Genomic DNA, 9,186 nt, shown 5'->3' on the forward strand with positions numbered 1-9,186 from the left:
GTTAACTTCTTTAATGAAATAATTACTTTTTATATTAAAAAATGTCAAGTTAAAGCTTTAATTTTAAAAAACTTTGAAACTTTTGTTAATAGTAATTATTTAAAAGATGAAAGTAGATTTTTATTTTTACAAGATATTTATAAAATTATTAAAAAATCAATGTTGATGTTGAAGTAATTTTAAAAACTAATGATTTTAACAAAAAAAACTGAGTTGATATTGTTAATTTAGAGATGCCATGTTTAGATTATTTATACATCAATAGCTTTTCAAATATTAATTTAAAAAGCGAATTAAAACAAGCTAAAAAACAAAAACCAGATTATAAGCAATTATTTAAACAATATAAAATCTTATTTAATAATCCACAATACATTTTAAGTTTTGGTTCTGATTTAGTCGGCAGAATTACATCAAGATGAGGTGATGAAAAAGCTTATTGAGAAGAAAGTGCCAAAGCCTTAATTTCTTTTGTATTTTTAGGTAAAAATTCAGTCGGTATTTATTATGGCGATGAACTAGGAACTTTAAGGGCTAAAATTAAAAAAGATTATAAATTTAATAACGAAAACTTTAATGAGCTAAAAAGATATTACGAACTAAAAAATATTTCCAACCAAGAGTTCTACGAAGCTCAATCATTACAAAACAAATGAATGTCTTATACCCAAATGAGTTGGGATTCTAATTTAGTTTTTAATAAAAATAAATTATTTGCTTTAAATTACAAAGAAAATAATGTTGAGACAGAAAAAGCCCAACCACAAAGCCCTTTAAACTTTATTTATGAGTTAATTAATTTTTATTTTAATAGCGAATTTAAAGAGATTTTAAACGAAGCTCAATTAAGTATTAAAAGCAGTAAAAAAGGCGTTTTAAAATTAGTTTATACAACATATGAACATAAACAAATTATTATTTATTTAAACTTATCAAATAAGTATCATAAAATCGTCATAGAAGAAGGAAGTTCGATCTTGATTTCTAATTATTACAACCGTTTTTATAGCGAAATTCCAAGTTGGTTAAATCCTTACGAATTGCTATTCATTAGTAAGAATTAACATAATAATATATAATTATTAAATTAATATAAGGAGTATTATGAATTTTAAAGCATTATTTGATGAAGCAAATGTTGCCGACGATAAAAATATAGGTGGCAACAAACAAGATTACTCAGGAATGGGGCAAATTGTAGTTTACGTTATTTTAGGTGTTTTATTTGCGGTTGTAATTGGTTATATTATTTTTAAAATTACCAAAGCTAAATTAGCAAAGAAAAAGGCTTTTAAACAAGAAAAGAAAAAAGCTGAAGAAAATTTAACTTCGTACTACGAATACATTATGACTATTGATGCTATTATTAAAAAAACTTTAAAAGAGTTAGAAGAATTTAATGTAATCGTTGGTAAAGTTAAAATGAGTCAAATTAAAAGAGGGGCTAAAAAACTTATTTATAAATTAATGAGTCGTGAAGATTTCATTCATAGCTTTGTAAATAATCCTCAATATAAAACTTTTATTGATAATATCGAAGTTTTATATGCCTTAGATGCTAACCAATGAATGGCAAAAAGACCTGAGTTAATTGAATACTTTGAAAGACAATATTCAAGAGTACCAAGAGGCGAAAGATTTAATGAATTAACCCCTTTAATTAATAAGGCGGTCGAGGAAAAATTCTATGAAGAAACAAAAACTAAGTAAACAAGAAAAACAAGAACTTAAAAAAGCTAAAAAACTTTCAAAAGTTAACGTTGGCAAGAAATTTGGAGTAGCTAATTGATTAACCGTTGTTAGATTGATTTTAATGGTTCCATTTATAGCTTTAATGTCTGTGCTTTTTGCCATGATTGTGAAATACGGAGCATTTGGGTACGAAAAAGTGTCAATCGTTTCTATTGACGGAAGAGCTTCATCATCAAATCTAGTTGCCATGAGTGCAATTTATTGATTATGTGTAGTTATATTTATTGCTGCCATGATTACTGATTTTGTTGATGGACATTATGCTAGAAAAACCAATACCGTTTCTGCTTTTGGTAAAGTTTTCGATCCTATTGCCGATAAAGTCGCAACTAATTTAATGATGATTTTTTTAGCAATTGTTAACTATACTTATTTACCAATTGTGATTTTATTTATAGTTCGCGATATTTTGGTAGATGGTTCAAGAGTATATGCTACAAAGAAAAACATCAAAGTCGCTGCTAATTGATGAGGAAAAGCCAAAACTATTATTGTTTCATTCGCTTTAATTGCTGTTGCTTTTGCTGGACCTTGATTATTAAACCTAGATAATCAAATTAAAAGAAATGCTGAAACAACTAAAAAAGCTTTATATATTTTCTATGTAAACATTCCTTTAATTATTGGATTAATATTAGCATGAGTAAGCGGTATTATTTACATGACAAAATATTTAAAGGGCATTAGAAATGACTTTGAAAAAGAAGTTAATGAAGCAAAAATAACCGAACAAGAATTAACAAAAAAACAAGAAGAAATATTTGTTTCAACAGATAATAATACTTCTCAAATTCAAGAAGAATAATTTAAAATTAACACGAAAAAATACCTCTACAAAAAGTAAAGGTATTTTATTTTTATTTAAATGAATATTCAAAAGCTCTTGAGGCAATTTTTCTATTGAATTCTACGGGTCTATTATCTTCTATTTTGAAAAAATTTATTAACATTAAAAATTTGTTTTCTCTTCAACTATTTGTTTCAATATCAAATTGAACCTCTAAAAATTTATTTTCGCCTACTTGTAAACCAAAATTAAAATATTTACCGAATTCTTTATCTTTGGTAATAGTTCCAGTTGGATAGTCATATATTAAATGATTATTTTGTTTATTTTTATTAATTGGTATTTTAAAATAGCTTATTTCTTGATAAGGTGTAAAAAATAATTCTTTTTCATTTTTGATAAATTCAGATTTTAATTCAGGATCAAAAAAATGAAAATCATCTACCTTATTAGGTAAGTATACAAATAAAATTTGCTTTTCATTTTTAAAATTAGTAAAAAATTCACTTTTTAAACTTTCTTGATTTAAATTGTCAAAATTATTGATACTTTGTAAAACTATGCGATTATATCCCTCTATCGGTTTATATTCATCTGAATTTAATATTTCTAAAAATTCTTTTTCAATATCTTTTAAATCATTTGAAGAAGTCGTCAATTTAACAAGTTTAATAGGAGTAGCAATTCTATTTTTATTTTCATCCTTGTTTTCTAACAAATGTGGATTATTTATTAGAAATTCAGCTCTTTTTATTTCATTATTTCTAGATACTTCAATAGCTATAAATGGTGCTGCTATCACAGCTGTGGTTGCAACAACAAAAGTTGGCACTAATGTTGAAATTAAAATTTTTTGCTTTTTTGTCATTTTTAAATTTACTTTCTTTTTTCCTTATTTATTTAATATAACTTAATATATCGCCTCAAATATACTACAAAATGTAAAAAATATTTAATTTTAAGTTAATTTTAATTGTAAATTACAACGAAAAATGCAGAAAATGCATTTTGTAATTAAAGATAAATAAAAATCGACATTTTTTATGTCGATTAATTATTAAATATTTATATAAGTGTCATGAATGTAATCATCAGCTTTATGTAAAATGGTTCTTATATATTCAAAGTAAACTTTATATCTTTTCAAATCACTTTTAATTACGAATTTTTTATTTAAACCTTTGGTAAATTCAATTGCTAAATAAACATCAAAGAAACTATATTCATCTATCGTAGCCATAATCATTTTTTCTACCAAGGCTCTTAGTTCGGGTAATTTTAATTCAATATTATCTCTTTTATATAATTTTCTTTCTAAAGTTAAAAGATATCCAAAGTAAATATCACGATTAGTTTGATGGTGTGAATATTCTGCAATAAAAGCATTATGAATAGCGGCTTCGCTTTCGGTTAAAGGTTGATTATAAAATAAAGCATTAGTATCGACAATCGATTTATCATATTTCTTTTCTGATTTATAAATTAAAACAATTTTAGTAATTATTAAAATAAATATAATTCCAAAAATCGCTCCGAAAACATAACAAGCAATTTGACCGCCTTTATTTAGGTTTCCAAAAATCTTAGCGGCTGCTAAAAATAAAACAATTGAAATAATTAAAAAAGATGCAACGGTTAAAAAACCAATAATATTTAAAAAATTATTTTTGGCATTAGCTTTTTTTTCTTTTACTTTTAATTCATTATTTGCCATATATACCTTCTTTTTTATCAAACTTAATTAATTTAGGATTTTTTAAATAACCTCTGCCGGCTTTGGCAATATTAACCCCGTTTAATCTTGTGGCATCGGCACTAAAATTTACTCAAATTTTAAGTAAGGTTGCTCCTACACCATAAGTATCAACAGGTGTGCCCTCTGCTTCGAAAGCTTGAATTTTATCAGCATTAAATCCACTAGAAACGGTTATTTTAACATGTTTACCACCGTTGGCGTCTAAGGCTTCTCTTAAACGTTTAACCTGAGTAGTAGTAACTCCAAATTCGGCTTCGCCTTCGGTAAACATTTTATCAATCATTGCTTTAGAAGTATCAATTCTAACTCCCTTTAAATCTTTGCCAAATTCTTTTAAACAAGCAAGAGAATCAGCAATAACATCGTTATGAAAATCTACTAAAGCATAAAGGTTATCGTTAGGAAACATTTGATGGTAAGCACGGCAAGCTTCAACTGCATTACCTTCAAACATTTGAATTAAAGCATGAGGCATACTGCCAAAAGTATGTTCTAAATCATGTCCTGAGGAAGCTAACGTTGAATGATTTTTAATTCCTCCTAAATTAATTGCGTAAGCATCTTTTAACTGGTTTAAGTAATGATCGGCTCGATCTGCCATAGAAATAATCGTTTTACCGTTAGCTACTTTGGCAATCCGATAAGCATTAGTTGCGATTGAAGTTTGTCTTGCTAAAATACCATCGATAATGCCTTCTCAAATACCAAATTCATAGTAAGGACCTTCTAGTTCTAAAACTACTTCGCGATTATTAATAATAGTTCCTTCTGGTAAATATTTAATTGAGTATTTATCAACGTTAGTATTTTTAACTAAAAGTTCAATTACTTCATTAATACCACATAATTTAACATCATTATGACGTTGAAAAAATTGCAAAGTAATTACATCATTTTTATGATATTTCTTAGCTATATCAGCTGTTTTATAAAAATAAATAGAAATATGATCTTTTAGACTTTTCTTATTCATAATTAATCCTTTTAATTATTATTAATTTAATAGTTTATTTAATAAATTATTAAATATAATTTTACCTTTTTGCCTAAGTTTTGAAAGTAAAATTATCTAGCAAAATTTAATATTGTATTAAAATTGATAATAGTAATTTAAGGAGGTAAGCATGGCTAAAACTAAAAAAGCTTGTAAATGAGATACTAAAGGTAAAAAACTTTATCGTATTGCTCGTAGTTTAAATTATTGATTTTTAGTTTTTTTAACCGGTTTAATTGGTGTGCTTTGATGATGGAGTTTAAATAAAGATAACCAACCTATTAAACCAATTAGCTACGTTATTATTGCTATTGTCGCCTTAAATGTTTTATCCTTAGTTTTAGTTAATATTTACGGGGCTATTTATGCTAAAAGCATTAATAATAAAAAATTAATGATTTATTATATTTTAGGTAGCTTGCCGTTTTTAAATATAATTTGAATTTGATGTTCTATTTGTGCGATGATGCTAGTTAGAGATACTAAAGACATTAAAAAAGAAAATAATATAAAAGTAGAAAATACTAAATTAAATAATTAATTTTTATCTTAGGTTAATATTAACCTAAGATTTTTTTTATAAAGTTATCTTTTTTAGAAATTAAGCCAAAACTTTATTTTTGTTATAATTTTGGCTATGAAATTACCTGAATTTATAAAATACAAACAATCAAGAAAAGACTTTAAACAAATGATTCAAGATATTGCCAATATTTGTGCCATTCCATCAATTAGTGAAGAAGAAACTGCAAGCGAATATAAATTTGGAGAAAATACTCACAAAGCTTTAACTTATGCTTTAGATTTAGCTAAAAGTTTTGGTTTTGAAACCTATATCGCTCCTAATTCTGCTTATGGATATGCTCAAATCGGTAAAGGTGATAAAATGATTGGTATTTTGGCTCATTTAGACGTTGTGCCCGCTGGAGATGAAAGTCAATGAAAAACTTCTGCTTTTGAACCCGTTATTACCGATAAAGCTATTATTGCAAGAGGTTCTTTAGACGATAAGGGTCCAGCAATTATCAACCTTTATGCTATGAAATATATTTTCGATAATAACTTGCTTAAAAAAGGTTGAGCGATCCGTATTGTTTTTGGTTTGTCCGAAGAAACTAATATGAAATCAATGAAACAATATTTAGTTGATTTTGGATCTCCTTATATTTCATATACCCCTGATGGAGAATGACCGCTTATCTACGCTGAAAAAATGGTTTACCATGTTGAACTTAAATTCCCTAAAATACCTTCACTTTATATTGAAGGCGGTGAAGTAGTAAACCAAATTCCTGATTTAGCCATTTTTAAATATGAAGATAAGATGATGAATATAAAAGGCAAGGGCGGGCATGGTTCTACTCCTCATAAAGGTGAAAATGCGATTATTAAAACAATAAAAGCCTTAGCAAAAGTTAATCCAGAATTAAATAAGCATGCTTTGTTTAGATTTATAAACAAAAATTTAAGCAAAAAAGATTTCGCTCTTAAAAATATTTTTGGTGATATTAGTGATTTTAGCGGTGATTTAACAGCTAATCTAGGGATGATTAGATCAAATGCTAATTATCATAGTCTATTTTTTGATTTACGTGTACCGGTAACCAATACTTTAAAAGGAATTACTGACCAATTAAATAATTATTTAGCTAATAATTTTGAAGGCAAAGTTGAAATGAAACTAATTGGCCATAAAGATTCTAAATACATTGATCCAAAAGATAATTTAGTCAAAATTTTAATGCAAACTTATCGCGAAGCTACTAACGAAGATATTAAACCATTAGCCATCGGCGGTGGGACTTATGCTAGATTGGTAGATAATTGTGTCGCTTATGGTTCAACTAAATATATGCATTTAATGCACGGTCCTAATGAATACTTTACTTTTAAAGAAATTAAATCTTCATTAGAAATTTATATTAATGCTTTATTTAGATTGCAATCTTATAAACCGAAAAAATAATAAAAATTACTTTTAACATTGTTTTAAGCTGAAATAAGCAAAAACAGTGTTTTTATTTTAACTTTTAAAACATAAATAACGAATTTCAACTTATTACAAGTTCTTTTTTATAATATATATATATATATATATCAAGAGGAGGTATAAGTGCCTAAAAATAAGAAAATGGCGTTAATTTTTGCTGCTTTAGCAACCGCAGCTATGACTGCTGGAATTGTTGCTACTGCATTAATTAATCCTAATAATAATGCAAGAAAACAACTAGAAGACAAAATTAAAATCGCTAAGGATTTATTAAATGATCCAGATTTAAGTCCAGAAAAAGCTAAAGAATTAGAAGATCAAATTGATAAAGCCAAAAAAACATTAAAAGATGAAAACAGCTCAAAAGAAAATTTACAAGACGCTAATAATAAATTAAATGATGTAATTAATCAAGCCAAAGAAAATATCGAAGTTAATAAGCAAACTAAACTTGATAAACAAAATCTAGAAAATTTAATTAAAGAAATTAAAGAATGAAATCAAGCTAATATGGCAAATATTGCCGGATTAGCCAAAGAAAGTCAAAGTTTAGCAGATGTAGTTTCTACCGTTGAAAAAGATAATGAGAATTTAGATATAGCTAAAATAGCTAAACAAAAAGAAACCTTAGAACAAGCATGAGCTAAAGCTAAAAAAGAAAAAGCTGATTACGATAGAGCTTTATCAACTTTAAAAGATCAAATAGATAAAGCAAACAAATTATTAAAAGAAAAATTAGCCCAAGATCCAAACAGCACGGCTTTACAAAGTGCAAGAGACGATTTACAAGCCGCCGTTGCTAAAGCGATGGATTATCAAAATGATGACCTAAACGGTTTAAATGATAAAAATATAAAACTAAGCGAAGCGATTAAACAAGCTGAACAACAACTTAAAAATTACGATATTAGAAAAACTGAATTAATAGAAAATCTAAAATCAGCTATTACTTTATCTAAAAGATGAATTAAAGATGAAATAGAAAATCTACCCGCTTTTAGCAATCAAAAAAATGAATTAGAATCAAAAATTGATAAAGCCGAATCATATTTAGAAAAGAAATTCGAAGATATGACAATCAAAGAATTAGAACAATTAAATAATGATGTTTATAATTATTGATCTAATGTTAAATACGACAAAGGGCAATACGATAAAAAAATCGCTGAATTAGAACAAAAAATTCAATTGGCAAATAATCAAGCTAATAAAATGACTGACCCAGCCTTAGAAAATGCAAAAGTAGAATTAGAAGCTGCTATTAATAAAGCTAATGAAGCTAAAAACCAAAGCAGTTTAAATCAATTACCTAATGATATTAGTGATTTACAATCAGCCATTGATAAAGCAAATCAAGCAATGGAAGATTTAAAAAACCAAAAAACTAATTTAGCTAATGAAATTAAAGATAAATTAGCTAAAATGGAGAAAACTTTTGCTGATAAAAATACAAGTGAAAATAAATATCCAGAAGCTTATGACTTTGGACATAATGAAATAGAACAAGTTACCAACCAATTAAACAATTTAGATAATTTGACTTTAGAAGATTTAAATAATATTGATTCTTCTTTAAATTTAATTAATGATAAATTTAATTCAAAAGTTGATATAAAAGATGGTGAAGATTTAGTAAATAAAATGAGCGATCCCGCTTTAAATAACGCTAAAACTTCTTTACAATCAGCAATTGATAAAATGAAAGAAGTATTAGCTAATAATAAAGCTAGTGAAAGTGAAATTAATGAAGCTGATAAAAAATTAAAAGCAGCTATCCAAGTAAACTAGGACAAAATTAGTGGACACATATATGTGTTCACTTTTTATATATTAAGGAGTAATTATGAAGCAATTAAAACAAGAAGAATGATTAGAGATTTTGATTCTTTATGAAGATTTCATAAATT

9 protein-coding genes are annotated in these 9,186 nt (G+C 26.2%); 6 read left to right on the forward strand and 3 right to left on the reverse strand.

Features of this window, described 5'->3' with window-relative positions; genetic code table 4:
• Positions 1-233 precede the first annotated feature (233 nt).
• Genes FJO69_RS07620 through pgsA form a run of 3 tightly spaced genes read left to right on the forward strand, consistent with a single transcriptional unit; the run spans position 234 to position 2,557 of the window.
• The gene (locus FJO69_RS07620; RefSeq protein WP_140781554.1) at positions 234-1,064 is read left to right on the forward strand and encodes an alpha-amylase family glycosyl hydrolase; all 831 of its coding nucleotides are present in this window, start codon (positions 234-236) and stop codon (positions 1,062-1,064) included.
• A 40-nt stretch (positions 1,065-1,104) separates the two neighbouring features.
• Complete coding sequence (locus tag FJO69_RS02840) at positions 1,105-1,710, forward strand: MHJ_0274 family protein (protein ID WP_140781555.1); 606 nt, start codon at positions 1,105-1,107, stop codon at positions 1,708-1,710.
• Positions 1,688-2,557, forward strand: coding sequence for a CDP-diacylglycerol--glycerol-3-phosphate 3-phosphatidyltransferase (gene pgsA, locus FJO69_RS07625; RefSeq protein WP_140781556.1), 870 nt, complete (start codon positions 1,688-1,690; stop codon positions 2,555-2,557). The genes FJO69_RS02840 and pgsA overlap by 23 nt, the downstream gene beginning before the upstream one ends.
• 52 nt (positions 2,558-2,609) lie before the next feature.
• Here pgsA and FJO69_RS02850 read toward each other — a convergent pair whose 3' ends face one another.
• The 3 genes from FJO69_RS02850 to FJO69_RS07630 all read right to left on the reverse strand — a co-directional run bounded on the left by FJO69_RS02850 (position 2,610) and on the right by FJO69_RS07630 (position 5,268).
• Positions 2,610-3,407, reverse strand: a complete 798-nt coding sequence (locus FJO69_RS02850; RefSeq protein ID WP_140781557.1) for a hypothetical protein — start codon at positions 3,405-3,407, stop codon at positions 2,610-2,612.
• A gap of 189 nt (positions 3,408-3,596) precedes the next feature.
• Positions 3,597-4,253 (reverse strand): hypothetical protein, encoded by a 657-nt coding sequence (locus FJO69_RS02855; RefSeq protein WP_241861734.1) that lies wholly within the window; start codon positions 4,251-4,253, stop codon positions 3,597-3,599.
• The gene (locus FJO69_RS07630; protein WP_140781558.1) at positions 4,243-5,268 is read right to left on the reverse strand and encodes a nicotinate phosphoribosyltransferase; all 1,026 of its coding nucleotides are present in this window, start codon (positions 5,266-5,268) and stop codon (positions 4,243-4,245) included. The genes FJO69_RS02855 and FJO69_RS07630 overlap by 11 nt, the downstream gene beginning before the upstream one ends.
• A 151-nt stretch (positions 5,269-5,419) precedes the next feature.
• Here FJO69_RS07630 and FJO69_RS07635 point away from each other — a divergent pair, with 151 nt between their 5' ends.
• The 3 genes from FJO69_RS07635 to FJO69_RS07645 all read left to right on the forward strand — a co-directional run bounded on the left by FJO69_RS07635 (position 5,420) and on the right by FJO69_RS07645 (position 9,067).
• Entirely contained in the window at positions 5,420-5,830 is a 411-nt protein-coding gene (locus FJO69_RS07635) for a hypothetical protein (RefSeq protein ID WP_140781559.1), read from the forward strand.
• A 96-nt stretch (positions 5,831-5,926) separates the two neighbouring features.
• Positions 5,927-7,255, forward strand: coding sequence for a M20/M25/M40 family metallo-hydrolase (locus FJO69_RS07640; protein WP_277872287.1), 1,329 nt, complete (start codon positions 5,927-5,929; stop codon positions 7,253-7,255).
• A 147-nt stretch (positions 7,256-7,402) separates the two neighbouring features.
• A complete protein-coding gene (locus tag FJO69_RS07645; protein ID WP_140781560.1) occupies positions 7,403-9,067 on the forward strand; it encodes a hypothetical protein in 1,665 nt (554 codons plus the stop codon).
• Positions 9,068-9,186 lie beyond the last annotated feature (119 nt).

This window comes from [Mycoplasma] falconis (assembly GCF_006385795.1).
In the GTDB taxonomy this organism is placed as follows: Bacteria; Bacillota_I; Bacilli_A; order Mycoplasmatales; family Metamycoplasmataceae; genus Metamycoplasma; species Metamycoplasma falconis.